Raw genomic sequence first — 26,329 nt, 5'->3', positions numbered from 1 at the left:
TTGTCTTCATTTCACGCTGACGTGGCCGACCATGCCGTAATCGCGATGGTCGGGGATCAGGCAGGAAAATTCGAAGGTGCCTGGTTTGGTGAACTTCCAGACGATCTCGGCCGTCTTGTTCGGCGCGAGCCGCACGCCGTTGGGATCGTCGTGCTCCATGTGCGGGTGTTTCTTCATCACCTCGGCATGGGCAAGATTTTCCTTAGGTGTGGCGAGCAGGAATTCGTGGTCTTCCCTGCCGACATTGCGCAGCACGAAGCGAATCTGCTCGCCGCGCTTCACCTCGATCTTCGACGGCTCGTAGGACATCTCGCTCATCGCGATCTCGATGGTGCGCGCCGGCTTGCTGGGATCGCCGGGCTCGCCGGCCGAGAAGCCGTGATGGCCGTGCCCCTCATGCGCAAGGGCCGGCGCGATTGAAAGCGTGGCCAGCGCCAGGACGATGCCGATTGTTCTTGTCATTGTAGTCTCCGGTTGGTGGTTGATCGAAACGCGTGGGTTACATCTTCATCTTCATCTTCGGCATCGGCGCTGCGGGTTGCCGTGCGGGCTCCGCCGCGGGCGAGGCGACTTCATAGGCGACGGTGCCTTGCGGGAATTGATAGGGGCCGGGATCGCGGTAATCGTCGCGCGCGAGGCCCTCGCGGATCTTCATCACCGTGAACATGCCGCCCATCTCGATCGGGCCGAACTGGCCGGAGCCGGTCATCATGGGCAGCGTGTTGTCGGGCGAGGGCATCTCCATGTTGCCCATCGCCATGCCGGTAGAACCCATCGCCATGCTGTCGGGCGCGAGCTTGCCGACCGCCTTGGCGAGATCCTTCCGCGACACGCCGATGAGGGTGCGCACCTCGTGTCCCATTGCATTCATGGTGTGGTGCGATTTGTGGCAGTGAAACGCCCAGTCGCCGGGATTGTCGGCGAGCACGTCGAACACGCGCACGGCGCCGACCGGGACATCGGTGGTCGTCTCGGGAATCTGCGCGGTCTCGGGAATCCAGCCGCCGTCCGTGCAGGTCACAGAAAAGCTGTGGCCGTGCAGATGGATCGGATGGTTGGTCATGCTGAGATTGCCGATGCGCACGCGCACCTTGTCGCCGAGCCGCACCGGCAGCGGATCAATCCCGGGAAACACCCGCGAATTCCAGGTCCACATGTTGAAATCGGTCATCTCGTTGACCTGCGGCAGATAGCTGCCGGGATCGACGCGATAGGTGCTCATCACGAAGACGAAGTCGCGATCGACGGGCCGGAAGCTCGGATCGCGCGGATGCACGACGACCATGCCCATCATGCCCATCGCCATCTGCACCATCTCGTCGGAATGCGGGTGGTACATGAAGGTCCCGCTCTTCCTCATCTCGAACTCGTAGACGAAGGTCTTGCCGGGCTCGATATGCGGCTGATTCAGTCCCCCGACGCCATCCATGCCGCTCGGCACGATCATGCCGTGCCAGTGCACGGTGGTGTATTCCGGCAGTTTGTTGGTGACGAAGATGCGGACCTTGTCGCCCTCGACCGTTTCAATCGTCGGCCCCGGCGACTGGCCATTGTAGCCCCACAGGTTCACCTTCATGCCTTCGGCGAACTCGCGCACCACGGGCTCGGCGACGAGATGGAATTCCTTCCACTCGCCGTTCATGCGGAACGGCAGCGACCAGCCGTTCAGGGTGACCACGGGGCGATAGTCCGGGCCGCTGATCGGGTGCAGCGGCGGCTGCATCACCACCTTGTCCATGGTCGGCGCTTCCGGAATCGATGCGGCCTGGACGCGGCCGCTGATGGCCGACGCGCCGGCAAGGGCAGCGCTGCCCAGAAATCCTCTGCGGGAAAACATGCTGGCCTCCATCTCAGTGGTCGCCGTCGGCAGATGCTGCCGCGGCGATGGTGGTCGAAGTGTCGCCGCCGGAAGCAGGCGCGCCGCCGCCATTGACGGCCGTTTGCAGGTCGGACTGGGCGAGGAAGAATCTTTGTCTGGCATCGATGGCACCGCGCAGCGATGCCAGGCGCTGTCGTGCCTCGGTCAGCAGTGCGAAGATGTCGACCTGCATGCTGGAGAAGCGCAGCTGCATCTCCTCGGTGATGATTTTTCGCAACGGTAGAATCTCGCGCTGGAAGTGGCTGGCGATGTCGTACGTGGACCGATAGGTGCGATAGGCATCGCGCGCCTCCGAGCGAACGTTCACGGCACGCTCGGTCAGGCGGTTGAAGGCGAGATTGTAGGTCTCCGCCGCCTGTCGCACGCGCACCTCGCCGCCGTCGAAGATCGGGATCTGGAATTGAACGTCGAAGCCGCGTTCGCGGAACGGTGCGCCCTCCGGATCCTGGGTGCGGCGGGAGATGCCGGCGAGATCGAGCAGCGTGACGAAGCGGGTTGCTTCGGTCAGGTTCAACGACTTCGCCAGCCCGGTCAGTTCGAGCCGCGCGATCTGCAAATCGATGCGATGGGCGACTGCATCGGCCTCGATCGATGGCAAGGCCTGCGGCCGTCGTGGCAGCGGCGGCAATGCGTTGGGCAGACGGAAGTCGAGGCCGTCGTCCCACAGCCCCATCAGGCGTGCAAGTCGTTCGCGCGTGCTGGTCGCGGCCTGTCGCGCGGTCGCGAGATCGGCGGTCGTCTCGGCGTAGAACACCTGTTCGCGGGCCTGGTCGAGCTTGTTGATCGAGCCCGTTTCGCCGAGCTTGACGGCGAGCTGGGCCGTCGATTCCGCCGTAGCCTTCGCATCCGTCAGCAGCGCCACGAGCTCGTTGCAGGTGACCGCGCGGACATAGGCGCGCCGCACGTCGGCGGCGAGCCGCAACGTTGCCAATGCTGCGCGCAATTGCGCCTGGCGAAAGCGATCCCGCGCGATCTCGGATCGGAACGGCAGTGTTGCGAGGGCGAGGATGTCGCCGACAACCTGGCGTTCGATCTCGTTCGCGCCATCGCCTGAGATGCGCGAGATCGAAAACACCGGATTGGGCGGCAAGCTTTGCTCGACCAGCTCGGTCTCGGCCAGCGCCAGCTCGTTATAGGCGGCTTGCAGCCCCTTGTTGTTGAGCAGCGCGACCTGCACGGCGGTCTCGATGGTCAGCGGGCGCGCCAGCAGCCGGCGGACGGTCGCATCGACGGCCTCGGCGCCTTCGGCTGATCGGACGAAGGCGACGTCCTTATTAATGGTCTGGCTGGTGAGGTCCGAGACCGTCGTCATGCCGCCGTCCGGCGAGAACGCCATGCAGCCGGCAAGACTTATTGATGAGAGTCCGAACGCGGTGAGCATGCGCAAGCCCCGCGCGAGACGATGTGCCATGGCGCGTCCCTACCGGTCTTGCTTCGGTTGCGGCGTCACGGCGTCGTTGCGTTGCCGCCATGGTGCAGGTGTCGCGGGCCGCAGGGTGGTATAGGGCGCGATGGTCGAGCGATAGCCCACGCGTGCCACCTTCGCCGCCGGATCGGCGGGGTCCGCACTGGCCACGTGCGTGGTGGCTGGCATGCAGCCGGACAGCGCCAGCGTAACCACGGCCAGCAGCGGCCAATTCAATAGAAAGAGTCGCCCACCCACCGCAGATGCGGCGGCAGACTTCGCCCCGAAAAGCGCAAGCATGATTCATCCCTGATCTGGAAACCACAGGTTCGCGCGCGCAAACGCGCGCTCGGACCGACGTCGTTGCGTCAGATCAGGCGATGGGGGGACGGTAGTGCTGGGGCGGCGCCGTGCTGTGCAGGCTGGCCACGATCTCGGGCGCGCAGGTCGACGTCGGCTGGACCGGTGTGGCAACGCTGGGCAGATCGGCTGGCAGCGCGCTGATGCACATCATCGCGCAGCATGGGCCCACCGTTCCCTTGCCGTCATGGTGATGCGGAGCGGGTGCGTCCTTGGCCGCAATTTGGTGATGCGCGTGGGCTCCCGCATGTTCATGCGAGGAATCCCCATGCATATGGCTCGCCATCTGAACCGGCACGAGGTCGGTGAGGAGCGCGTCATCGAGGCATGGCGCGGGACCGGTACCCAAAGCGAGGCTTGCCGCCGGCGCGAGCACGCAGAACAAATAGGCGAGAGCGATGATCCGCCCCACCTTCATCCGCACCGATCGCGTCAACCGCAGCAACATCCGTCGATAGGCTCCTCGCGCGGCAATGTTGCACACGCTGATTGCAAACTAATGGCAAAAGGCGATTTCGCCAAGCTCCTTCTTACCGCAGCGCACCGCGCATGCCCAATATATCGCCACGTTGCTTGACCGTGTGGCGATCCGCGGGCCATGGTCCGGCCCGTGCACGCGCCAAATCATCCCGAACAAAGACCAGACTCATTCAGCCCTGATTCCCGTCAGGCCTGGATACGGCTCGTCGTTGCGCTGCTGATCGGCTCGATCGGCAGCGTCGGCATGTGGGCCGTGGTCGTCGTGATTCCCGTCGTGCAGGCCGAATTCGCCGCAACGCGCGGCGCAGTGTCGCTGGCTTTCACGGTGATGATGTTCGGCTTCGGGCTCGGCGGCGTCATCGCCGGCAAGATCACGGACCGGTTCGGCATCGTGCCGGCGATGGCGATCAGCATCGCCTTTCTCGGCGTCGCAAATACGCTCGCGGGACTCTCGACCCAGCTCTGGCAGTTCGTTGCGGCGTATTTCCTGATCGGGCTCGGCACGTCGGCGACTTTCGCGCCGCTGATGGCCGAGGCCTCGCACTGGTTCGAGCGCTATCGCGGCCTCGCCGTGACCATCGTCGCGAGCGGCAATTACGTCGCCGGCACGATATGGCCACCGCTGGTCAACGCGGGCATGGAGACGATCGGCTGGCGCTACACGCATGTCGTCATTGCCTTGATCTGCGCGAGCTTGATGACGACGCTGGTGCTGGTCTTGCGCGCGCGGATCGGCGACGACAGAGTCCGCAATCACGCCAATGCGCCGCCGCCGCGTGTCGATCTGAAACTCTCAACCAACACGCTGACGGCGCTGCTCTCGATCGCCAGTATCTCCTGCTGCGTCGCCATGGCGATGCCGCAGGTGCATATCGTCGCCTATTGCGGCGATCTCGGTTACGGCGTGGCGCGGGGCGCCGAGATGCTCTCCCTGATGATGGCCTGCGGCATCGTCAGCCGCATTGGCTCGGGCTACCTCGCCGACAAGATCGGCGGCATCCGTACGCTGTTGCTCGGATCGCTGGCGCAAGGCTTTGCGCTGGTGTTCTATCTGTTCTTCGACAGCCTCACCTCGCTCTATCTGATCTCCGCGATGTTTGGCCTGTTTCAGGGCGGCATCGTGCCGAGCTATGCCATCATCGTGCGCGAGGCGATGCCGGCGAGCGAAGCCGCAACTCGCGTCGGCATCGTGATCTTCGCCTCCGTGTTCGGCATGTCCTTCGGCGGCTGGGTGTCCGGCATCATCTTCGATGCCACCGGCTCCTACGCCGCGGCGTTCGCCAACGGCGTGGCGTGGAATGCCCTCAATGTCGGCATCGTCTTGACGCTGCTGATCCGCTCGCGGATGAATTCGGTCAGGACAGGACCAACCCTCGCGACTTAAACCGCCTGTCCGGCCTTCAGCAGTGAGCAGCCGGTGATCTTGTAGCTGCCGTCAGCCTGCTGCTCGAGCGTGTAGAGCGCTTCCCAGGCTTCGCCATTGGCATCGATGATGTGAACGCGCTGGGCAACCGAGCTGCCCTCGGTCTTGACGTCGCCGAACTCAAAACTCTTATGGCGGTAGACCGGCGCGTAGCCGTTCTGCACCATCGACATGAAGATGTCGGGTGCAGGGAAGATCTGCTTGATCGCCGGCGCGGCATAGGAATAGGCAGCCGCCGCGTCGTCATGGACGAAGGCCTGCTCCTGGGCGCGGATCACGCCTTGCGCCGCCGAGACATCGTCAGCGCGCGCGGCAAAGGGGCTGAAGACAATAGCGAGGGCGACGACCAAGGCTGCGATGCGCATGACAGGCTCCGCGTTGATATGCCGGCGATGCTGATCCTAGCATGACCATTGGCAAATACGGGCGAACTATCGTCTCCGTTTCACCGCCGCCTTCGCCGGCTTGACTGTGCGCGCTTTGGCCTTTGCGGCGGGCTGCATGCGAAGACCGTCGACAAACACATCGAGCATCCGCAGCACCGAGGATTGCCAGCCGGGCTGGTCGTGCATGTAGCACATGCCGAAGAACGCGCGCAGCAAATCCTCGGGACTGATGTCGGCGCGCATCGCGCCGGCCGCGGCTGCGCGATCAAGCAGCGAGGCGATCGCCTTGGTCAGGCGCTCAAAGGAGAAGGCATGCAGTTCGGATCCGCTCTGCACGGCGAGTGCCAGGGCTGCCACCATGCCTTTCTTGGTGGCAACGAATTCGACACCTGAGCGCAGCCAGCGTCTGAGCGCGTCGACCGGATCCTTGGCGTTCTTCAGCTGTTCGGCAAGCTCGCTGAGCTGCTCGACCTCGCGCCGGTACACCGCCTCGAACAGATCCTCACGCGTCGGGAAATGCCGGTAGAGCGTGCCGATGCCGACGCCCGCGCGCTTGGCCACGGCCTCGAGGCTTGCTTCGGGCCCGCCTGCGCTGAACACGACCTTGGCCGCCTCGAGCACACGCTCGCGGTTGCGCACGGCATCGGCGCGGGGCTTTCGGGTCTGGTCGGTATGGTCGTCCATATCAGGCAATGTAGATCACGAATTGGTTAGGTTGAACCCCGAGCCTGCTGCATGGCGTTGTCAGTGCACGGCCTTTTTGACGAATTCCAATATTTTCTGAGGGGGCCCTTGTTAAACGGAGGGTGCCTCCGTATCTTCGCGGGGTGTCGGCTCGGAACATGTCCGCGCTGGTGCGATATCGACAGCGGTCACGGCGGTGACGCGCTGCGCGATGACTCATGTCCATATCTGATCGGAGCCCTGTATGAACCACTCCATCAGCCTCACCGTGAACGGTGCACGGCGCGATTTCGTCCTCGACGATCCCCGCGTCACGCTGCTCGATCTCCTGCGTGAGCGCCTCCATCTCACCGGAACCAAGAAGGGCTGCGACCGCGGCCAGTGCGGCGCTTGCACCATCCTCGTCGACGGCAAGCGCATCAATTCCTGCCTCGCGCTCGCCATCAGCCATGACGGCGCCGATATCCTCACCATCGAAGGTCTCGCTCGCGGCGACCGGCTTCACCCCGTCCAGGCCGCTTTCATCGCCCATGACGGATTCCAGTGCGGCTTCTGCACGCCCGGTCAGATCATGAGTGCGATCGGCATGATGCAGGAGGCGCAGGCCGGCAATGACCCCGAACGCATTCGTGAGTGCATGAGCGGCAATCTCTGCCGTTGCGGTGCCTATGCCGGCATCGTCGATGCCGTGCTCGAGGCGCAGGCCGGTGCCGACGAAACCAACCAGAGGCGCTCCGCATGAAACAGTTTGATTACGTCAGGCCTGCCACGGTCACTGAAGCCGTCGCCGCCGCCGCCCAGCCGGGCGCAGTCTATCTTGCCGCCGGCACCAATCTGCTCGATTTGATGAAGGGCAATGTCACCCGCCCAGATCGGCTGGTCGACGTCACCCATCTCGATGGGCTCGATGGAATCGAGCGCCTCGCGGATGGATCGTTGCGGATCGGTGCGCTCGTCAGCAATGCCGATCTTGCGCATGATGGGGAGTTCGTGAAGGCCTATCCGGCCGTCGCGGAAGCGCTGCTCTCCGGAGCGTCGGCGCAATTGCGCAACGCTGCGACTGTGGGCGGCAACCTCCTGCAGAGAACCCGCTGCGCGTATTTCTATGACACCGCCAGCCGCTGCAACAAGCGCGCGGCCGGCTCGGGCTGCGACGCCCGCGACGGCGAGAACCGGTCCCATGCCGTGCTTGGCTGGAGCGACCGCTGTATCGCGACGCACCCCTCTGATTTCTGCGTGCCGCTGCTCGCGCTCGACGCCATCGTCGAGATCGAAGGCAAGAACGGTCATCGCGAGATCGCGCTCGACCAATTGCATCGCTTGCCCGGCAATACGCCCGAACGTGAATCCGCGCTCGAGCCCGGCGACCTCATCGTCGCAGTGCGTCTGCCGCCTGCGGCGCGCGGGTTTGCCGCGCATGCGCGCTATCTCAAGGTCCGCGAGCGGACGTCCTACGCGTTCGCCATCGTCTCGGCCGCCGCGGCGCTGCGGATCGAGAACGGCAAAATTGCGGAGGCACGGCTTGCGCTCGGCGGCGTCGCCGCAAAGCCGTGGCGTGCCCGGGCTGCGGAAGATGTCCTCAAAGGCGTCGCGCCCAGCGCAGATGCCTTCCAGGAGGCCGCCTGGCGCGCGCTCACCGACGCAAAGCCGTCCGGCGACAACGCCTACAAGATCGAGCTGACGCGCCGCATCGTCGTGCGCGCGCTGACCCTTGCCGCAGCCGGGACGCCCGCGCGCATCCCCGCGCTGCCGGCCTCCCCCTTTGCTTCGACCTCTGGAGCCATTCATGCCTGAACTCAATCTCACCAGCGCTCCTGCCCATCTCCGCCACGGCTCCAGCATCGGCCAGCCGCTGACCCGCCGCGATGGCGTGCTCAAGGTCAAGGGACAGGCGACCTATGCCGCCGACAATCATCCGCCCGGCATGCTGTTTGCGGTGATGGCCGTGTCCAGCATCGCGCACGGCCGCGTGATTTCGCTCGATGTCGCCGCTGCCAAGCGTCATCCCGGCGTGGTCGACGTCATGACGCCGGATCACAAGCCTGAGCTTGCGATCGATCCTGAAATCAAGACCAATCCGTTCGTGTTCCGGATGGAGGTGCTGCAGAGCAACGAGGTTCGCTACGCCAACCAGCCCATCGCCGTCGTGATCGCCGAGACGCTCGAGGCGGCGACCGAAGGTGCGGTGCTGCTGGCGCCTCGCTATGAGACGCTGCCCGCGCTGGTCGGGCTTGATGCGGGTCAAAGCTACGTGCCACCGGTCGTCGGTGTCGGCAACCCCTCGGAGATTCATCGCGGCGACGTTGCGGCAGGCCTTGCTGCCGCCGACAAGCAGATCGATGCGACTTACGAGACGCCGGCGCAATATCACAACGCCATGGAGCCGCATGCGATTGTGGCTCACTGGAACGGCGACCATCTTCAGATCGACATGCCAACTCAGGGGCTCATGCTGTCGCTTGGCCGCGTCGCCGAGCTGTTCGGCCTTGCGCCCGACAAGATCCACATTCGCAGCCCCTTCCTCGGTGGTGGATTCGGCTCGAAGGGCTTGATGGCTGGCCCCCCGGTGCTCGGCATCATGGCGGCCAAGTTGGTCGAAAGACCGGTCAAGCTGGTGCTGCGCCGTGAGCAGATGTATGGCCCGGTTGGCCATCGTGCGCCGACGCGCCAGCGCTTGCGCATCGGCGCCGACGCCGAAGGGCGCCTGACTGCGCTCGATCATCACGCGCGGACCGTGTCGAGCACGTTCGACGATTTCTACGAGCCGGCTGCCGATGCCTCGCATACGCTCTATGCGAGCCCGGCGATCCGTACCTCGCATGACGCCGTGCGCGTCAACACCGGCACGCCGCTGTTCATGCGCGCGCCGGGCGAGGCGACCGGTTCGATTGCTTTGGAAAGCGCGATCGACGAGATGGCCTGGGCCTGCGGCATGGACCCGCTCGCCTTCCGCCTGAAGAACTATGCGGAGGTCGAGCCGATCACTGGAAAGCCGTTTTCCTCGAAAGCGCTGCGTGCCTGCTACGATCAGGGCGCGGTGCGCTTCGGCTGGGCGAGGCGCACGCTGCAGCCGCGACAGATGCGTGACGATGCCGGACTGCTGGTCGGCTGGGGAATGGGCACCGCGACGTTCCCCGCGCTGATGTTCCAGGCTGAAGCGCGTGCGGCGATCCGTCGTGACGGCACTGGCGCGATGGAGATCGGCGCGCATGACATGGGGCAGGGCGCCTGGACGGCGCTGGCCCAGATCGCGGCCGATGCCGTCGGCCTCGATATCGACCGCGTCACGTTCAAGGCCGGCACGTCCGACCTGCCCGATGCCGGCATTGCCGGCGGCTCGGCGCATACGGCGACGGCGGGGGCTGCGATCCACAGCGCCGGCGCGGGCGTCATCGCCAAGCTTGCCGACCTTGCCACCAATGACGAGCGTTCGCCGCTGTACGGTGCCGGCAATACCGGCGTGATTGCGCGCGATGGCCGCCTGATCCGGCGTGACGACGAGAGCCGCAGCGAGAGCTACATCGACATCCTCGCGCGCGCCGGTATCGCCGAGGTCGAGGCGCGCGGCACTGGCGCGCCGAATCCGGCGGCGATGGAGGAATATGCCATGCACGCCCATGGCGCGGTGTTCGCCGAGGTGAAGGTCGATCCCGAGCTCGGCCAGATCCGTGTCACCCGCATGGTCGGCGCCTTCGCGGCGGGGCGTATCGTCAATCCGCATCTGGTGAAGAGCCAGCTGTTCGGCGGCATGATCTGGGGCATGTCCTTCGCGCTGCACGAGGAGGCCATCACCGACCGCCGCACAGGCCGCATCATGAATGCCAATCTCGGCGAGTACCACATTCCCGTGAATGCCGACGTGCCGCCGCTCGATGTGATCACGGTCGAGGAGCACGATCCGCATGTGAATGCGCTCGGCATCAAGGGTGTCGGCGAGATCGGCATCACCGGCAGCGCCGGCGCCGTCGCCAATGCCGTCTGGCATGCGACCGGTGTGCGGGTGCGCCGTTTCCCGATCAGGATCGAGGAACTGCTGACGCAGCGCTGAGCGCGCGCGGCGGGAGCTTCTTTCCGCCGCCGCTTCAGCGGATTCCGGGGAGGCGGTCGATATCGGGTGAGGGCTGCGCCGGGAATAGCCGTGCGGTCGAGGAGATATCGAGCCTTCGCTTGCACTTGGCTTCGTCGGCATTCCCGGCGATGCCGTTGTCAGTGTAGCGCTTCCTGGCGAAGTCGTCGTCGAGCCGGTTGACAATCAGCATCGCGTGGTCGCGTTCGAGTGTGTCCGGATTCTTGCCCTGCTCTTTCGACGTGAACACAGCATTCTTGGCGCTGCCGCTCATCTCATAGTCGCAGCCAGCTTTCCAGTCGCCCTGCTCCCATTTCCAGCCATTGGCTTCGAGCCCGCCGTCCTTGTCGATGGTGATCTTGATAATGGCATTGTAGGCGAGCCAGGTGCCTGCAAGGCCATCGCGCTTTTCGTCAAAACCTTCGAGCAGCGCGATCCGCTCGCGTTGCAGGCCGCTGAGATGATCGCGCGCATTGACCGTGTAGTGCATCTCCGAGGTCCGCTTCTCCCAGCCGGGGTGCAGGAATTCCGGGAATTGATCGGCCTGCGAGCGCACCCAGTGGCGTTGGTCCTCCGTCAAAGCGTGTCGCGTTGTCTCGTCGAGCCGAGGCAAAAGCGCCTTCCAGGCGCGGTTCAAGCGCTGATCGTTTTCGGCGAGCTCCGGATCGGCGCAGATCTCCTCGTCGGTCGCGGTATCCGGATGCGTGCAATCGAAAGTCGGCTTGACGAATGTGGTGTCGGCCTTGTCAGTCGCGTCGGATTTGCCGCTGGCAAAATAAGTGCCCGTGATCTGTCCAAGGCTCTCGCAGCCCGAATCGTCGAAGCCGTCCCATTGCTCGTCCGTCGCAACGAGAACGAGGCGGAGCGTGTCGCCCTGGCGGCGCAGCTTGATTGAGAGCGGCTCGGTCGGCTTGTTCTGTGGCGCGCCCGCATCGGTTGATTGCGCCGGCCTGGCGCGGTCGACCGCGCCGGACAGCCAACCGTTGCCGCTCGGCTTGACGGTCGCTCCTAGCTTGCATTGCCAATGCTTGTCGCTGCCGTAATTGCTGCTCAACTCGGCTGTTACGCGGTAGGCCCCGTTGTCGCCCACTGTAATGCTGACAGCGCCAAACGTGTTGGTCCATTTGCCGTTCAGCCCAGCGCGCCCGAAGCCGGCCGCGATCCCGTTCAGGACCGGGACGCGCTGGCGCAGTGTCGCGGCGAAATTCCTGCGGATTTCGGCCGCGTCCACCTCCTGCACGGTGGTGGCAGCTTCCTCGATCATCTCGTTGAACCAGACCTGATCGCGTTTGAGCAGGGGCCGGACATTGGCCGGCGCCTTCCCGACCGCCGCCGCAAACGATGCGTCGACCGCGGCGACGAGCTTGTCGTAGCCGTGAGCCTTGCAAAACTTGCTTGCGCCGCCCTCGATCTTGCTGCCGTCGGAGTTTTTCGTGCAGAACGTCATCGCCAGCGGTCCGCTCCTGCTGGCACGCATGAAATCGTCCATCGCGTCGGCGGGGGCGGGGCTGAGCAACGCGGCTGCAAGCAGCGCGAGGCGGACAGGCCTGGACATGGTCGGCTCTTGGGCAGCTCTTGGGCAGCCCTTGGTCGAAGCAGGTTCGGATCTCTCCTTGGTCGCCGCTTGCGTCCGTCCGGTTCAGGACCGCATGACGTCGCGTCCGCCCCGCTGGCCGGATCAGTTCATCATCCGGCGGAGTGCCTTGATCTGCTCTCGCTGCTCTTCGATGTATTTCTCGATGGCCGCGCGCAGCTCGCGTGAATGGAGCTTTCTTGTATCGCGCTGAACGTCGTCGAGCGCTGCTTCTGCATTGGCGAGGGTGGTCTTCATCGTGCGCTCCGTTACGAAGCGGCCCCGGAGTGCCTAGGAGTCCGGGGCCATAACCTCAACACCTTTGCGCGAGGCTGCTCGGCTACATCTCGTAATATATAGGAGGCCGGCCCGCAGAAATTGAGCTGGCTCAAGTACCGTAAGATGCCGGTGCTCCGTATGATTGCGGATGTCGCGATCGCCCTTCAGAACGTCGGCGGCGTGCAGGCCGAAATCACCTCGCACGGCTTGCCGCCGACGCAGCGGAAGCGATGCGGACGGCGGCTTTCGAAATAGTAGGCATCGCCGGGATTGAGGATGCGCCGCTCGTCCTCGACGGTGACTTCGAGCTTGCCTGAGATCACGATGCCGCCTTCCTCGCCGTCATGGACGAGGTGCACGCGTCCGGTGTCGCTGCCGGGCTCGTAGCACTCCTTCAGGATTTGCAGGCTGCGGCCGAACAGATTGTCGCCGACCTGCCGGTACGAGATCGGCTTCTTGCCGACCTCGGTGAGCTCGTCGGCGCGGTAGAAGATCTTGCGCCTGGACTCCGGCTCCAGCGCGAAGAACTCGGCGAGCCCCATCGGGATGCCGTCGAGGATGCGCTTGAGCGCCCCGACCGACGGGTTCATCTGGTTGGATTCGATCAGCGAGATGGTCGAATTGGTGACGCCCGCGCGCTTTGCCAGCGCGCGCTGCGACAGCTTGTGGCGCGCCCGGATGAATCGCAGCCGTCCACCGATGTCGACGCTCATGCCTCTGGCCCTGTTTCAGGTGTTGCGGATCGCGCAAATATGGACCGGCTGCCCCAGGGAAATCAATGGCTTGCAGATCACCAGAAAAGGACTTGTTGCGCTATCGAAGCCGTGGCTCTGCTATGCCGTCAGCAAAGGAGCGTGGCCCGTGACCCTTCATCAGATTCCGAACACTATCAAGACCGACTCGTTCTGGATGCCGTTCACGGCCAACCGTCAGTTCAAGAAGGCGCCGCGGCTGTTCTCCTCGGCCGAGGGCATGCACTACACCACCGTCGACGGCCGCAAGGTGATCGACGGCTCCGCCGGCCTTTGGTGCGTCAATGCCGGCCACGGCCGCAAGCAGATCGCTGCTGCGGTCGAGCGGCAGCTGATGACGCTGGACTTCGCGCCGACGTTTCAGATGGGCCATCCGCTGGCGTTCGACTTCGCCGAGCGCCTTGCCGAGATCGCGCCTGATGGCCTCGACCGCATCTTCTTCACCAACTCCGGCTCTGAATCGGTCGACACCGCGCTGAAGATCGCGCTCGCCTATCATCGTGCCACCGGCCAGTCGAGCCGCACCCGCTTGATCGGCCGCGAGCGCGGCTATCATGGCGTCGGCTTCGGTGGCATGTCGGTCGGCGGCATGGTCGCCAACCGGCGCGCCTTCGCCACGCATCTGCCGGGCGTCGACCATATCCGCCACACCCATGATCTGTCCCGCAACGCCTTCGCCAAGGATCAGCCCGAGCACGGCGCCGAGCTCGCCGATGATCTCGAGCGCCTCGTCGGCCTGCATGGCGCCGAGACCATCGCCGCCGTCATCGTCGAGCCGGTGCCGGGCTCGACTGCGGTGCTGCCGCCGCCGAAGGGCTATCTGCAGCGCCTGCGTCAGATCTGCGACAAGCATGGCATCCTCCTGATCTTCGACGAGGTCATCACCGGCTTCGGCCGCCTGGGCACGCCGTTCGCCGCCAATTTCTTCGGCGTCACGCCGGACCTGATGACGACGGCCAAGGGCATCACCAACGGCACCATTCCCTGCGGCGCGGTGTTCGCCAGCCGCAAGGTGCATGACGGGCTGATGGTCGGCCCCGAGAACCAGATGGAGCTGTTCCACGGTTACACTTATTCGGCGCACCCGACCGCCTGCGCGGCCGGCATCGCCACGCTCGACATCTACAAGGACGAAGGCCTGCTGACGCGCGGAGCGTCGATGGCCGAATACTGGCGCGATGCGCTGCATCAGCTCAAGGGTCTGCCGAACGTCGTCGATATCAGAAATTGCGGCCTGATGGGCGCGGTCGAGCTGGCACCGCGTGACGGCGTCGTCGGCGCACGCGGCTACGACGTCATGGTCGACTGCTTCAACACCGGCCTTTACCTGCGCATGAGCGGCGACAGCTTCGCGATGTCGCCTCCGCTCATCGTCGAGAAGAGCCACATCGACCAGATCGTCTCGATCCTCGGCGATGCCATCAAGAAGGTGGCCTGATAATTGCTCTTACAGCGGCGAGCGTGATGCCGCGGGAGTTTGACCAAGCGTGAAAGTTCTGATCCTCGGCAGCGGTGTCATCGGTGTCACCTCTGCCTACTACCTCGCCCGTGCCGGCCACGAGGTGACGGTCGTCGACCGTCAGCCTGAGCCCGCGCTTGAGACCTCGTTTGCCAATGCCGGCGAAGTGTCGCCCGGCTATTCCTCGCCATGGGCCGGTCCCGGCGTGCCGGTGAAGGCGGTCAAGTGGCTTCTGATGAAGCACGGCCCGCTGGTGATCCGGCCGAAGCTCGATCCGGTCATGTGGGTCTGGCTGCTCAAGATGCTGCGCAACTGCACCAGCGCACGCTACGCGGTCAACAAGAGCCGGATGATCCCGATCGCGGAATACAGCCGCGATTGCCTGCGCGACCTGCGGCGCGACATCGGCATTCAATATGACGAGCGTTCAAAGGGAACGCTGCAGCTGTTCCGTTACCAGGCCCAGCTCGATGGCACCGGCGAGGACGTCGCCGTGCTCAAGCAATACGGCGTGCCTTACGAGACGCTGAGCCGCGAAGGCTGCATCGCGGTCGAGCCGGCGCTTGCGGGTGTGAAGGAGAAATTCGTCGGCGGCCTTCGTCTGCCGCAGGACGAAACCGGCGACTGCCACATGTTCACGCAGGCCCTGGCCAAGCAGGCCGAGGCGCTCGGCGTGCGCTTCCTGTTCAACACCGGCATCGACCGCATCGTCACCGATGGCGCGCGCGTCAGCGGTGTCGCGACCAGCGCCGGTATGCTGCAAGCCGACGCTTACGTGCTCGCGCTCGGCAGCTATTCGTCGCGCATGGCAGCGCCGCTCGGGATTTCGCTGCCGGTCTATCCGGTGAAGGGCTACTCGATCACGGTGCCGATCAAGGACGCTTCCGGCGCGCCGGAATCGACCGTGATGGACGAGAGCTACAAGGTCGCGATCACGCGCCTTGGCAACCGCATCCGCGTCGGCGGCACCGCAGAGATCTCGGGTTTCTCGACCAAGCTCTACGGCGCCCGTCGCGCCACGCTCGATCACTCCCTGAGCGATCTGTTCCCGCGCGGCGGCGATCTCTCCAAGGCGACGTTCTGGAGCGGCCTGCGTCCAATGACGCCGGACGGCCCGCCGGTCATCGGCCAGACCAAGTATGCCAACCTCCACCTCAACACCGGCCATGGCACGCTTGGCTGGACCATGTCCTGCGGCTCCGGCCGCGTGCTCGCGGACATGCTCTCGGGCAAGAAGCCGGACGTGGATGTGAGCGCGCTGACGGTGGATCGGTATCAGCATAGGTTCGGGTGATTGCTCCGTCATTCCGGGGCGATGCGAAGCATCGAGCCCGGAATCTCGAGATTCCGGGTTCGCCTCTTCGAGGCGCCCCGGAATGACGGCAAATTACCCCGTCACGCAATTCACCCACAGCACCATGCTCTTCGCATCCTGTGCCGGATTGGAAAACCGGTGCGGCCTGCGGCTCGCAAAGCGAAAGCTGTCGCCCGTCTTCAGCGACCACGTCTGGCTGTCCACCGTGAGCATCATCTCGCCCTCCAGCACGAGGCCCGCTTCCTCGCCGTCATGGGTGTAGAGCTCGTCGCCTGTCGAGCCGCCGGGCTCAAGATGCACCAGGAATAGATTGAGCTTGTTGTCGGCAGTCGCAGGGCTCAGCAATTGCTTGGATACGCCGGTGCGCCAGAGCTTCAGCTCGGGCCGTTGCAGCCCGCGCGTGACGACCTGGTCCGAAGCGCCGTCGGCGCTCGGGCTGGCGCCGAACAAGGCGGCGATGCCGACGCCGAGCACGTCGGCGAGCGTCGCCAGCACGCGCAGCGAGGGCGACGACAGGCCGCGCTCGATCTGGCTCAGGAAGCCGATCGACAGCTCGGTGCGCGCCGCGACCGTTTCGAGCGAAAATTGCCTGGCGCGGCGGAGATCGCGGATGCGACGGCCGACCGCGACGTCCATTGCGGGCTCCGCCCGCTTCGCGGTCGCCTTCCTGACCCTCTTCGCCGGCTTTGCCGCGGCCGGTTTGCGCATTCTTTTGCCACCGCTCACGTCAAACCGCTTTTTTCATTTGCATGAAAACCGCTTGCATCGTCCGCGAAAGTGTGACCAAATTTTCATATTGGTGAAAATAGGCCGAAACGGCTTGGCCCGCAACGTCTGATCCACGACATTCGCGAGCGCCGCCATCGGTCGGGACCCAAGGGGGATGCGATGAAGCGTTTTGGTCTGGCCGCGGTCGCGGCGCTCGCGATGGCAGCGGTGACGCCGGTCTCGGCGCAGCAGGTGCTGAAGGTCGGTTCGACGCCGACGGGCATTCCCTTCACCTTCCTCGACACCAAGACCAATTCCATTCAGGGCATCATGGTCGATCTCGTCACCGAAGTGGGCAAGGACGCCGGCTTCAACGTGCAGATCGAGCCGATGCAGTTCTCGGCGCTGATCCCGTCGCTGACCTCGAGCAAGATCGACATCATCGCGGCCGCGATGTTCATCACGGCGCCGCGCAAGGAGGTCGTCGATTTCTCCGACCCGATCTACACCTATGGCGAAGGCCTGGTCGTGCCGAAGAGCGACACCAAATCCTATGCCACGCAGGATGATCTGAAGGGCGAGACTGTCGGCGCCCAGGTCGGCACCGCCTTCGTCGATGCGTTGAAGAAGTCCGGCCTGTTCGCCGAGGTGAAGGCCTACGACACCATCCCCGACATCCTGCGCGATGTGAACACCGGCCGCCTCAAGGCCGGCTACGCCGACTATCCGATCCTGGCCTACAATCTGAAGCAGGGTGGGTTCCCCGAGGTGCGTCTCGTCGACGGCTACAAGCCCGTCACGGTCGGCTCGGTCGGCATCGGCGTCCGCAAGGGCGACACCGAGTTGCTCGGCAAGATCAACGCGTCGCTGGCGAAGCTCAAGGCCAACGGCACCATCGACAAGATCCTCGAAAAATGGGGCCAGAAGGCGCAGGGCTGATAGAGCGCTCATAGGGCTGCACGATGAAAGGCTTCTGGCACGACGCCGCCGAGTTCTTCCCGATCCTGATGAACGGCGTCGCGCTGACGGTTATCGTCACGATCGGCTCGCTGCTGCTCTCGACGGTGCTCGGCCTGATCTGGGCGATGATGCGGGTCTCCGGCATAAGAGCGCTGTCGATGCTCAGCGCCAGCCTGATCAACGTGATCCGCGGCATCCCGATCATCGTGTTGCTGTTCTACCTCTACTTCGTGATGCCCGATCTCGGCGTCACGCTGTCGGCCTTGCAGGCCGCCATCCTCGGCCTCGGCATTGCGTACTCGGCCTACCAGGCCGAAAACTTCCGCGCCGGAATCGAGGCGATCGATAAGGGCCAGATCGAGGCCGCGCAGTCGATCGGCATGGGCTGGTGGCTGACCATGCGCCGCGTGGTGCTGCCGCAGGCCGTGCGCATCGTGCTGCCGCCCTACGGCAACGTCATGATCATGATGCTCAAGGATTCCTCGCAGGCCTCGACCATCACGGTCGCCGAGCTTGCCCTGCAAGGCAAGCTGATCGCGTCCTCGACCTTCAAGAACACCAGCGTGTTCACGCTGGTCGCATTGATGTATCTCACCATGAGCATCCCGCTGATCCTGCTGGTCCGTCACTTCGAGAAGCGGGCGGGCAAGAAATGATCGAGCTGAACGACGTCCACAAGAGTTTTGGCAAGGTCGAGGTGCTCAAGGGCATCACGGCGAAGGTCGAGAAGGGCGAGGTGGTTTGCATCGTCGGCCCGTCAGGTTCGGGCAAGTCCACCATCCTGCGCTGTATCAACGGGCTGGAAAGCTACGATCGCGGCGAGATCAACGTCGAAGGCCTGAAAGTCGACCGCGACGCGCCGTCGATCGTCAACATCCGCACCCAGGTCTCGATGGTGTTCCAGCGCTTCAACCTGTTCCCGCATCGGACCGTGCTCGAGAATGTCATCGAAGGGCCGCTGTTCGTAAAGAAGGAGCCCCGCACAGCGGTGACCGAGCGCGGTCGCGCGCTGCTGGCGCAAGTGGGCCTCGCCGAGAAAGCCGACGCGCATCCGCCGCAACTCTCCGGCGGCCAGCAGCAGCGTGTGGCGATCGCTCGTGCGCTCGCGATGCAGCCAAAGGCGATCCTGTTCGACGAGCCGACCTCGGCGCTCGATCCTGAATTGGTCGGCGATGTCCTCGGTGTCATGCGCAAGCTCGCTGATGACGGCATGACCATGGTCGTGGTCACCCACGAAATGGGCTTTGCCCGCGACGTTGCCGATCGTGTGCTGTTCATCGACGGCGGCATCATCGTCGAGCAGGGGCCGGCGAAAACGCTGCTCAACCAGCCCCAGCATCCGCGCACGCAGGACTTTTTGCGCCGCGTGCTGCATCCGCTCTGACCGGACTTTTACAATGACACGCCTGCCTCTGCCGCCATCGCTCTATGCTGACACGGCCGTCGCGCCGGTTGCGACGCCGGCGCTCGATACCGACAGGAGCGTTTCCGTTGCGATCGTCGGCGGCGGCTACACCGGTCTGTCGACGGCGCTGCATCTGGCCGAGCAGGGCGTCGAGGCGCTGGTGCTGGAGGCACAGGAGCCGGGCTGGGGCGCGTCCGGCAACAATGGCGGCCACACCAATCCCGGCCTGAAGCACGACCCCGATCAGATCGAGGCCGATTTCGGCACCGGGCTCGGCCGCCGCATGATCGCGTTCTCCTACGGCTCGCCGAACTTCACCCACGATCTGATCCGCCGCTACCAAATCCCTTGCGAGGCGCGGCAGAACGGCACGCTGCGCGCGGCCTATAACGAGGCCAGCGCCGCTGCGATCGAACAGACCGCGCAGCAATGCATCCGCCGCGGCATGCCGGTGTCATATCTGAACCGCGAGCAGTTGCGCGAGATGACCGGTACGGATCGCTACATCGGCGCGATGCTCGATACGCGAGGCGGCGACCTGCATCCGCTCAGCTACGCCCGTGGTCTTGCGCGCGCTGCAATTTCAGCGGGCGCGAAGGTTCACGGCGAGACGCCGGCGCTATCGCTCCGTCGCGACGGCGCGCGCTGGCGCATCGAGACTCCGCGCGCAGTCGTGCATGCGGAGAAGGTGCTGCTCGCAACCAACGGCTTCACCGACGATCTCTGGCCCGCGCTCCGCCGCACCATCGTGCCGGTGTTTTCCTCGATCGCGGCTACTGCGCCGCTGCCCGACGAGGTCGCCCGCGCGATCATGCCGACACGGCCCGTGCTCTACGAGAGCGGCCACATCACCGTCTATTACCGCATCGACCAGCAGAACCGCCTGCTGATGGGTGGTCGCGGCCCGATGCGCTGGATCAAGTCGCCAACTGATGTCGCCTATCTCATGCGCTACGCCGAGCGGCTATGGCCGCAGCTCAAGGGGGTGGCCTGGAGCCATGGCTGGAACAGCCGGCTCGCCATCACCGGGGATCATTATCCGCATGTGCATGAGCCGGCGGAAGGCATCTTGATCTCGCTGGGTTGCAACGGTCGCGGCGTCGCGCTCTCGACCGCCATGGGCGCGCAGCTTGCGCGCCGCTTGATCGGCGGCGCCAAGGCCGAGATCGACATGCCAATATCAGGCATCAAGCCGATCCCGATGCACGCGTTCTGGCCGGTCGGCTTGACCACGGCTGTGATTGCCGGTCGGGTGCGAGACCGGCTGGGCATTTGAAAAAAGGCGCCGCCTCGTTACGGGCGGCGCCTCGCAAGAATTGCAGATCGTGTCAGCAGCGGCCCTGTTTCCAGAGGCCGGCCGGGCAACCGTGCCCGCGCCAGCCGACCTTGCGCCCGTGTGACCATCCCGGCGGTGTGCCGTAGTGTCCATGGGCCATGGCGAACGAGCCGTGTCCATGACCGTGGCCACCTTTGGCATAGGCAGCTTGGGTCAAGCCTGCCGCCAGAATCAGCGACAGGGCAATTGCGAGCTTCTTCACAACGATAGTCCCTCCTCTTGAACGAACGCATTTGTCCATTCAAGGAACGGACACCGCCAAGCTAAGTTCCTGGCAAATGTGGAGGAGTCGTGACGCTCAGGATTCGGCGACCGCATCGGCCCAGGGCTGGAAGATCTCGACCGCGCCGGAATTGAGGTCGCCATCGCGCATCACCACGCTCGGGAAGGCGAACTTCATCGGCAGGGTCTGCACCGGCGCCTCCCTGTAATCGAAGCGCGCGGCGAGCGCTTTGCGCACATCCGCCGGCAGCCTGATGTCGCCGAGCACGATCGCGCCTTCGCTGCAATCGATGCGGGGCTGGTGGATGGCGGCATCGAGGAGTCCATGCCAAAATCCACCACAAAGGACACGAGCTGCAGGACGGAAGGCAGGATGCGGCGGCCGCCGGAGGCACCGACCGCGAGGTGTTTGCCATCCGCGGTCTCGGCGATGACAGGCGTGTAATTGGTGAGGCAGCGCTTGCCGGGAGCGAGCGAATTGGTGGTGCCGGGCGTCGGATCGAACCACATGATGCCGTTGTTCATGGGAATGCCGCTCTGCGGCGTCACATATTTCGAGCCGAACGAGGACAGCAGTGTCTGCGTCACCGCGGCGATGTTGCCGTCGCGGTCGACCACGGAGAAATGCGTGGTGCAGGCCGGCGCGAGATACTCGGCGCCGAGCGCGCGCCTGCCGTCGACATCGCCCATGTCCTTGAGGCGCTCGCGATAGGCCGCCTGCAGAGCCACTGCATACTCGCTGTAGGCAGCGGCGTCGGGCGTGCCCGCCGGCTTCAGATTCTCCTGCAACAGGCGCAGCGCATGCGCCATGGTCGGGCCGGCCGTGAGTTCCGGCGTCGCCAGCACCTTGCCGCCGCGATAGGGGATCGCCAGCGGCTCGCGCAGCTGGGCGCGGAATGCAGCGAGATCCTCTGTTGACAGCGAGCCGCCATCGGCCTTGATGTCGGACGCGATGCTCTTGGCGAGGTCGCCCTGATAGAAGTCTCGTGGCCCGGCCTCGGCGAGGTGCAACAGCGTCGCTTTCAAATTGTCCTGTGGCAGCCGGGTCTCAGCCTCGATGCTCCAGGGCGGGCTCGGGGGCAGGCCGTCTTTCAGAAAGGCGGCCGCGCTTGCCGGATAGCGCCGCAGATCTGCCGCTGCACTCGCGATCGTCAGTGTCGTCCACCAGTCGACCGGCAGGCCTTCACCGGCCAGTGCGGCTGCCGGAACAACCAGGTCCTTCCACGGCATCCTGGCGTAGCGTCGGTGCGCCTCCTCCATGCCGGCGACGACACCCGGCACGGCGATCGCGGCGGGACCGTGAACGTTGCGATCGTCCTTCACCCGCGGCCACGGAAACAGGTCGGTCGCGAGGCGGTCCCCAACGATGGGATAATCCGAGGCGCGCAGGCTTTGCGGCGCGCACATGCCGTAGTCGATCACCTCATAGCGATTTTCCTTGGCGCGGTAGAGCACCATCGCGCCGCCGCCGCCGATGCCGCTATTCCAGGGCTCCAGTACGTTCAATGCGAAGGTCGTCGCCACGATCGCGTCGACGCAGTCGCCGCCCGCCGCCAGCACCTGCGCTCCCACCTCAGCCGCCCGCCGCGACTGCGAAGCCACAATGCCGACCTTGGATCTCACGGCGGGTTTGCGGAAGGTTTGGTTGAGGCTGAACTGATGAGGCATGATGTCGTCTTCCGATTGGCGAAGCTCGCCGAGAATGGCACATCACCATCGACGAAAACATCAGCTGCGAGGCGCGACATGGCAGATGCGAAACCGGCGCGGGATGGCGCCGGGGCCGCCCGCGTCAAAACGCTGATGGCCGGGACAAGCCCGGCCATGACAACGTCGAGGCATGAGTTGGGGAAAGTGGCTAACCCGTGCTTAGAGCCCGCGGTTGACCCGGCTGGCCTGATATTTGGCGCGCCATTTCGGGCCAGGCCCACGCATGTAATGCAGCTCGGGGCGGTAGGGATTGCCGGCGACCCGGATCAGGGTCTGCCATTTGGTGGCGACGAAGGTGAGGGGCTGGCGGAGCAGGGTCAGGGAAGCGAACAGCATGGCATCACCTCAATGCGGCTTGCCGAGCATGGCGGTGAAGGGGAGATCGAAAATCTCTTCGCCGTCGTCGTCGCTGATATGGATCACCCAATCGCGCCAGTCCTCGGCGCCTGGCGTCTCGATCATGGATCGCATGATCTGGGCAGCACGATCGCGCGCTTCGGTCAGATTGGCGACGGCAGCGCCGTAGCGGTCGATCAGCGTGCCCTCGGTGTTGGAGCAGTGAAAGTAGACCTGGACCATAAGCGCCTCCTGTAGAGAGCGATTGGGACGGCAAAGCGATACCACCCCAAGCATTCCCAAAATATTCGGGTTGAACCCGGTAAGGGAATTTACGGAGGTTGGTCGCCACGAAGATCGTTACAGGTTTAATCACAGGCGGGTGATGGCTGGACGGCCCCTGCACGACATGGAACAACCCTCAGCCGAAAATCGGGGGAGGCCGCTGTGAATCATCTCACTTTGCAGAATGGACGCCGAGGCTTGTGCGCAGCTGCCGCCGTCACCGCGGTCTTGCTCGGCCTTGCCTTGCCAGCGGCGTCCGATCAGCTGCGGAAAAGCGGCTATGCGGTCGGACCAGAGACCTGCGGCAGCGGCGATCTCGCCTTCCCAAGAGTCCAGATCGACATGAAGGCTGGCTTCTGCGCTGGCCTCGTCGGCAGCGAGGAAGACCGTCTGAAATTTCCGCGGTCGATCATCCAGGTGCCCGGCCGTGAGCTGTTCGTGGTGGCCGACATGGGCGGCTGGGGCCACACCGACGGCCGGCTGCTGCTGCTCGATCCTCACGCCGCCAGCGGCCATCGCTTCAAGGAGTTGCTGACCGGGGTCGAATATCCGTTCGGCCTCGTGATCGGGCCGGACAAGAAGCTCTACGCCTCGACCGCCGAGACGATCTTCCGCTTCGATCCGCTCGCCGATAATCCGCGCAGCACGGTCGAGACCATCATCCGCCACATGCCGGGCCGCCGCATCACGCTGCCTGACGGGACGAAGCTCGAGGAGGCCGCGCATCCGCTCAAGCAGTTCGTCTTCGACAAGAACGGGCGGCTGTTCGTCAATGTCGGTGCCCACAGCGATGATTGCATTGCGCCGGCGCCGATCACGAAGCCTTGCGCACCGGCTGAAGGCGCTTCCGCCATGGCGGCACTCTGGCTGTTCACGCCACCGTCAGGCGGCGTCTTCCCGGCCTTGAAGCCTGGCGATCCCGATCCTGCTCACACGATCTACGCGCGCGGCTTGCGCAACTCGCTGGCGCTGGCGCTGCACCCGAACTTCCCCGATGCCGGCTACGCCTTCCTGCAAGGAGAGAATGGTCGGGACCTGCCCGATATCTTCAAGCCGAACGAGGAGATCAACGCGATCGAGCAGGGCAGGCATTATGGCTGGCCCTATTGTTACGATTTGTCGACGCCGAGTCCCGAGTTCAAGCTCGTGCTGCAATCCGGCATCTACAAATCGCTCTGTACGGCGAGCGCGCTCTACAAGCAGCCCTTCTCGCTGCTGCCGCCACATGGTGCGCCGCTCGCAATGCTGTACTATCACGGCGTCAGGTTTCCCGAATTGGAAGGGAAGTTGCTGGTCGGGCTGCACGGCTACCGCCCGACCGGCAGCCGCGTGCTGATCTACGACGTCGACGATCGCGGCTTTCCAAAGCCTGCTCCGCCGCCGGTGCGCTACCACGTCAGCTGCGCGGCCGATCCGACCCACAATTTTCAGACCGACGCCGGCGATGTCGCCGCTGCGCCGTTCGACGAACTGATCGCCGGCTGGCACCGCGTCAATGGCGCGCGGCCGCAAGGCGCGCCAGTTGGCATGACGGTCGCGGAGGACGGTGCGATCTGGCTGGTCGAGGACAAGAACCAGACCATCATCCGCATCGATCGCGCCGCCGGCGATCCGCCGCCGCCACTACCCTGCGACGTCAGAAGCCAGGCGTTGATCGACCAGCTCGCCACCTTCGTCGCCAAGGATCCGCAGAACAAGCTACGGCTCACCACGCTGCGCAAGAACCTCGTTGAAAAGCACTGCGTCGGCTGCCACTCCGATTTCGGCCTCAAGGCAGGGCAGTCGGACGCGGACAAGGATGCGACCGTGCTGAGGTTCATGCTGTCGCAGGACGGCTGGATCTATCCGGGCGATCCCGCCTCCGGCAGATTGCGCACGCGCCTGCGCGGCATCGGCGCGGAGAAGCTGATGCCGCCCGGCGGCGAGAGTCTGCCGAAGACCGAGCCGGGTTACGCGGCCCTGCTGACGACAGCGGATCTGCTCGTTGCCAAGATGGTTCCGGGAACGCCGATGCGCATCAAGCTCGGCCTGCCGCAGCGCAAGTTCTTCAGCAAGGCGAACAAGGAATGCGGCGAAATACCGGCTGCCAAGGTCGTCGTCGTGACACAAAGGAACGCTGTAGACAAACCCGGCTTCAGCCGATTCTTCCGGCCGGCCGATCCCTATCTGAATGGTGAGTGCAGCGACGACGATGGCTATTACATCCGGCAGGACTTTCTGGTGCCTGTGCAGTAGCATTCTGCTTGTCGTCGCGACGCCGCTCTTCGCGGCCGAGACCAAGCTGTTCGAAAGCGTGCAGGTCACGCCTTCAGGTGAATATACGCACGGTATCGAGGGTCCCGCCGCCGATCTCGATGGCGATCTCTTCGTCGTCAATTTCGGCAAGCCCGGCACCATTGGCCGATTGCCCGCGGGCGCTGCGGCGTCCGAAGCTTTCACGGAGCTTCCCGAGGGAAGCGTCGGCAACGCGATCCGCTTCGATCGCAATGGCACGATGTTCATCGCCGACTACAAGAAGCACAACATCTTTGCGATCCCGAAGGGCGGCACCGAGCCGGCCGTCTGGTTTCACTCCGACGAGATGAACCAGCCCAACGACATCACCATCGCACACGACGGCACGATCTATGCGAGCGATCCGAACTGGAAGGGCCGCGAAGGTCACATCTGGCGCATTGCCAAAGCCGCCGATGGCGTGGTGCAGGGACAGATCATGTCGGCGCCGCGTTCGATGGGCACCACCAACGGCATCGATCTCAGCCCCGACGGCAAGACGCTCTATGTCGGTGAGTCCAGCAACGGCCAGGTCTGGTCCTACAGTATCCGGGGCAGCGAGCTCGCCGATGCGAAGCTGGTCAAGACATTCCAGCCCGACACCATCGACGGTCTGCGCACCGACGTCGCCGGCCGCCTTTACGTCGCGCGCATTCTCAAGGGCACGATCGCGCTGATGAAGCCGAGTGGTGTGGTCGAGCGCGAGATCACGCTGAAAGCGAAGGAGCCGACCAATCTCGCCTTCGGCGGCAGCGACGGCAAGACGGTCTTCGTCACCCAGCGCCAGGGCGGCTTCATCGAATCCTTCCGCACCGATCAGCAGGGCAGGGAATATTGTCTTCAGCGCGGGCGCTGCTGACCTTCGCGGGCGATCTGCTGCTGGCGCAGAGCGGTGCGGCACAGGCCGGCATTCTTCTTGCTTGCATCTGGCCGCCGCAGCGATCAAAAAACCCTGTGGCACTATCAAAGCGTTTTCGAGCGAAGTGGATACCGGTTCGCGTCAGGAAAGCGCGTCGATTCAAAAAGCCGCTG

The 26,329-nt window shown here is 64.6% G+C and carries 27 protein-coding genes and 1 pseudogene; 13 read left to right on the top strand and 15 right to left on the bottom strand.

What is annotated here, in order from left to right; translation table 11 throughout:
• Positions 1-6 precede the first annotated feature (6 nt).
• The 5 genes from XH98_RS22655 to XH98_RS22635 all read right to left on the bottom strand — a co-directional run bounded on the left by XH98_RS22655 (position 7) and on the right by XH98_RS22635 (position 4,092).
• The gene (locus XH98_RS22655) at positions 7-462 is read right to left on the bottom strand and encodes a cupredoxin domain-containing protein (RefSeq protein WP_271598600.1); all 456 of its coding nucleotides are present in this window, start codon (positions 460-462) and stop codon (positions 7-9) included.
• Between the two features lie 37 nt (positions 463-499).
• Complete coding sequence (locus XH98_RS22650) at positions 500-1,837, bottom strand: multicopper oxidase family protein (protein ID WP_271620000.1); 1,338 nt, start codon at positions 1,835-1,837, stop codon at positions 500-502.
• Between the two features lie 13 nt (positions 1,838-1,850).
• Positions 1,851-3,290 (bottom strand): TolC family protein, encoded by a 1,440-nt coding sequence (locus tag XH98_RS22645; protein WP_271598598.1) that lies wholly within the window; start codon positions 3,288-3,290, stop codon positions 1,851-1,853.
• Between the two features lie 9 nt (positions 3,291-3,299).
• Positions 3,300-3,584 (bottom strand): hypothetical protein, encoded by a 285-nt coding sequence (locus tag XH98_RS22640; RefSeq protein WP_271619999.1) that lies wholly within the window; start codon positions 3,582-3,584, stop codon positions 3,300-3,302.
• A 73-nt stretch (positions 3,585-3,657) separates the two neighbouring features.
• Positions 3,658-4,092: a hypothetical protein gene (locus XH98_RS22635; protein ID WP_271619998.1), complete on the bottom strand. Its 435-nt coding sequence runs from the start codon at positions 4,090-4,092 to the stop codon at positions 3,658-3,660.
• A gap of 150 nt (positions 4,093-4,242) precedes the next feature.
• Between XH98_RS22635 and XH98_RS22630 the strand changes: the two genes are divergently transcribed.
• Positions 4,243-5,508, top strand: a complete 1,266-nt coding sequence (locus XH98_RS22630; RefSeq protein ID WP_271598595.1) for an MFS transporter — start codon at positions 4,243-4,245, stop codon at positions 5,506-5,508.
• Here XH98_RS22630 and XH98_RS22625 read toward each other — a convergent pair.
• Positions 5,505-5,912, bottom strand: a complete 408-nt coding sequence (locus tag XH98_RS22625) for a DUF4864 domain-containing protein (RefSeq protein WP_271598594.1) — start codon at positions 5,910-5,912, stop codon at positions 5,505-5,507. The two genes, XH98_RS22630 and XH98_RS22625, sit on opposite strands and share 4 nt — an antisense overlap.
• A gap of 66 nt (positions 5,913-5,978) precedes the next feature.
• A complete protein-coding gene (locus tag XH98_RS22620; protein WP_271598593.1) occupies positions 5,979-6,617 on the bottom strand; it encodes a TetR/AcrR family transcriptional regulator in 639 nt (212 codons plus the stop codon).
• A 244-nt stretch (positions 6,618-6,861) separates the two neighbouring features.
• Between XH98_RS22620 and XH98_RS22615 the strand changes: the two genes are divergently transcribed.
• From XH98_RS22615 to XH98_RS22605, 3 genes are read left to right on the top strand one after another with little or no spacing between them, the layout of a single operon-like run.
• The gene (locus XH98_RS22615; RefSeq protein ID WP_057747928.1) at positions 6,862-7,359 is read left to right on the top strand and encodes a (2Fe-2S)-binding protein; all 498 of its coding nucleotides are present in this window, start codon (positions 6,862-6,864) and stop codon (positions 7,357-7,359) included.
• The gene (locus tag XH98_RS22610) at positions 7,356-8,411 is read left to right on the top strand and encodes an FAD binding domain-containing protein (RefSeq protein WP_271619997.1); all 1,056 of its coding nucleotides are present in this window, start codon (positions 7,356-7,358) and stop codon (positions 8,409-8,411) included. The genes XH98_RS22615 and XH98_RS22610 overlap by 4 nt, the downstream gene beginning before the upstream one ends.
• Entirely contained in the window at positions 8,404-10,665 is a 2,262-nt protein-coding gene (locus XH98_RS22605; RefSeq protein ID WP_271619996.1) for a xanthine dehydrogenase family protein molybdopterin-binding subunit, read from the top strand. Before XH98_RS22610 ends, XH98_RS22605 begins: the two co-directional genes overlap by 8 nt.
• 34 nt (positions 10,666-10,699) lie before the next feature.
• Here XH98_RS22605 and XH98_RS22600 read toward each other — a convergent pair whose 3' ends face one another.
• The 3 genes from XH98_RS22600 to XH98_RS22590 form a co-directional block, all read right to left on the bottom strand.
• Positions 10,700-12,238 (bottom strand): lysozyme inhibitor LprI family protein, encoded by a 1,539-nt coding sequence (locus XH98_RS22600; protein ID WP_271619995.1) that lies wholly within the window; start codon positions 12,236-12,238, stop codon positions 10,700-10,702.
• Positions 12,239-12,361: 123 nt separating this feature from the next.
• On the bottom strand, positions 12,362-12,514 hold the full coding sequence (locus XH98_RS22595; protein WP_167353982.1) for a hypothetical protein: 153 nt from the start codon (positions 12,512-12,514) through the stop codon (positions 12,362-12,364).
• Between the two features lie 185 nt (positions 12,515-12,699).
• Positions 12,700-13,248 carry a cupin domain-containing protein gene (locus XH98_RS22590; RefSeq protein WP_271598589.1) on the bottom strand — a complete coding sequence of 183 codons (549 nt, stop codon included), beginning with the start codon at positions 13,246-13,248 and terminating at the stop codon, positions 12,700-12,702.
• A gap of 148 nt (positions 13,249-13,396) precedes the next feature.
• Between XH98_RS22590 and XH98_RS22585 the strand changes: the two genes are divergently transcribed.
• Complete coding sequence (locus tag XH98_RS22585; RefSeq protein ID WP_271619994.1) at positions 13,397-14,725, top strand: aspartate aminotransferase family protein; 1,329 nt, start codon at positions 13,397-13,399, stop codon at positions 14,723-14,725.
• Between the two features lie 49 nt (positions 14,726-14,774).
• Positions 14,775-16,040, top strand: coding sequence for a D-amino acid dehydrogenase (locus XH98_RS22580; protein WP_271619993.1), 1,266 nt, complete (start codon positions 14,775-14,777; stop codon positions 16,038-16,040).
• Positions 16,041-16,133: 93 nt separating this feature from the next.
• On the opposite strand, the gene XH98_RS22575 is transcribed toward XH98_RS22580, so the two are convergent.
• On the bottom strand, positions 16,134-16,769 hold the full coding sequence (locus tag XH98_RS22575) for a helix-turn-helix domain-containing protein (protein ID WP_271619992.1): 636 nt from the start codon (positions 16,767-16,769) through the stop codon (positions 16,134-16,136).
• Between XH98_RS22575 and XH98_RS22570 the strand changes: the two genes are divergently transcribed.
• Genes XH98_RS22570 through XH98_RS22550 form a run of 5 tightly spaced genes read left to right on the top strand, consistent with a single transcriptional unit; the run spans position 16,672 to position 20,410 of the window.
• Complete coding sequence (locus XH98_RS22570; protein WP_271620018.1) at positions 16,672-16,899, top strand: hypothetical protein; 228 nt, start codon at positions 16,672-16,674, stop codon at positions 16,897-16,899. The genes XH98_RS22575 and XH98_RS22570 overlap by 98 nt on opposite strands.
• A 50-nt stretch (positions 16,900-16,949) precedes the next feature.
• On the top strand, positions 16,950-17,708 hold the full coding sequence (locus tag XH98_RS22565) for an ABC transporter substrate-binding protein (protein WP_220001710.1): 759 nt from the start codon (positions 16,950-16,952) through the stop codon (positions 17,706-17,708).
• Positions 17,709-17,731: 23 nt separating this feature from the next.
• Positions 17,732-18,385 (top strand): amino acid ABC transporter permease, encoded by a 654-nt coding sequence (locus XH98_RS22560; RefSeq protein WP_057747902.1) that lies wholly within the window; start codon positions 17,732-17,734, stop codon positions 18,383-18,385.
• Positions 18,382-19,113 (top strand): amino acid ABC transporter ATP-binding protein, encoded by a 732-nt coding sequence (locus XH98_RS22555; protein ID WP_271619991.1) that lies wholly within the window; start codon positions 18,382-18,384, stop codon positions 19,111-19,113. The genes XH98_RS22560 and XH98_RS22555 overlap by 4 nt, the downstream gene beginning before the upstream one ends.
• Positions 19,114-19,126: 13 nt before the next feature.
• Positions 19,127-20,410 (top strand): NAD(P)/FAD-dependent oxidoreductase, encoded by a 1,284-nt coding sequence (locus tag XH98_RS22550; RefSeq protein ID WP_271619990.1) that lies wholly within the window; start codon positions 19,127-19,129, stop codon positions 20,408-20,410.
• A 52-nt stretch (positions 20,411-20,462) separates the two neighbouring features.
• On the opposite strand, the gene XH98_RS22545 is transcribed toward XH98_RS22550, so the two are convergent.
• The 4 genes and pseudogenes from XH98_RS22545 to XH98_RS22530 form a co-directional block, all read right to left on the bottom strand.
• Positions 20,463-20,672 carry a hypothetical protein gene (locus XH98_RS22545; RefSeq protein WP_271619989.1) on the bottom strand — a complete coding sequence of 70 codons (210 nt, stop codon included), beginning with the start codon at positions 20,670-20,672 and terminating at the stop codon, positions 20,463-20,465.
• Positions 20,673-20,768: 96 nt separating this feature from the next.
• Positions 20,769-22,360 (bottom strand): annotated as a pseudogene (locus XH98_RS22540) (gamma-glutamyltransferase family protein).
• Between the two features lie 201 nt (positions 22,361-22,561).
• On the bottom strand, positions 22,562-22,738 hold the full coding sequence (locus XH98_RS22535) for a hypothetical protein (RefSeq protein WP_271598580.1): 177 nt from the start codon (positions 22,736-22,738) through the stop codon (positions 22,562-22,564).
• A gap of 9 nt (positions 22,739-22,747) precedes the next feature.
• A complete protein-coding gene (locus XH98_RS22530; protein ID WP_057747891.1) occupies positions 22,748-22,981 on the bottom strand; it encodes a DUF6894 family protein in 234 nt (77 codons plus the stop codon).
• A 240-nt stretch (positions 22,982-23,221) separates the two neighbouring features.
• Between XH98_RS22530 and XH98_RS22525 the strand changes: the two genes are divergently transcribed.
• Positions 23,222-25,258, top strand: coding sequence for a PQQ-dependent sugar dehydrogenase (locus tag XH98_RS22525; protein WP_271619988.1), 2,037 nt, complete (start codon positions 23,222-23,224; stop codon positions 25,256-25,258).
• Positions 25,215-26,156 (top strand): SMP-30/gluconolactonase/LRE family protein, encoded by a 942-nt coding sequence (locus XH98_RS22520; RefSeq protein WP_271598578.1) that lies wholly within the window; start codon positions 25,215-25,217, stop codon positions 26,154-26,156. The genes XH98_RS22525 and XH98_RS22520 overlap by 44 nt, the downstream gene beginning before the upstream one ends.
• The last annotated feature ends 173 nt before the right edge of the window (positions 26,157-26,329 follow it).

The sequence above is a fragment of the Bradyrhizobium sp. CCBAU 51745 genome, from assembly GCF_028128715.1.
GTDB lineage: Bacteria > Pseudomonadota > Alphaproteobacteria > Rhizobiales > Xanthobacteraceae > Bradyrhizobium > Bradyrhizobium manausense.
Note: the sequence above shows the minus strand (reverse complement) of the source record. Positions and strands in the feature narration are given on the sequence as shown.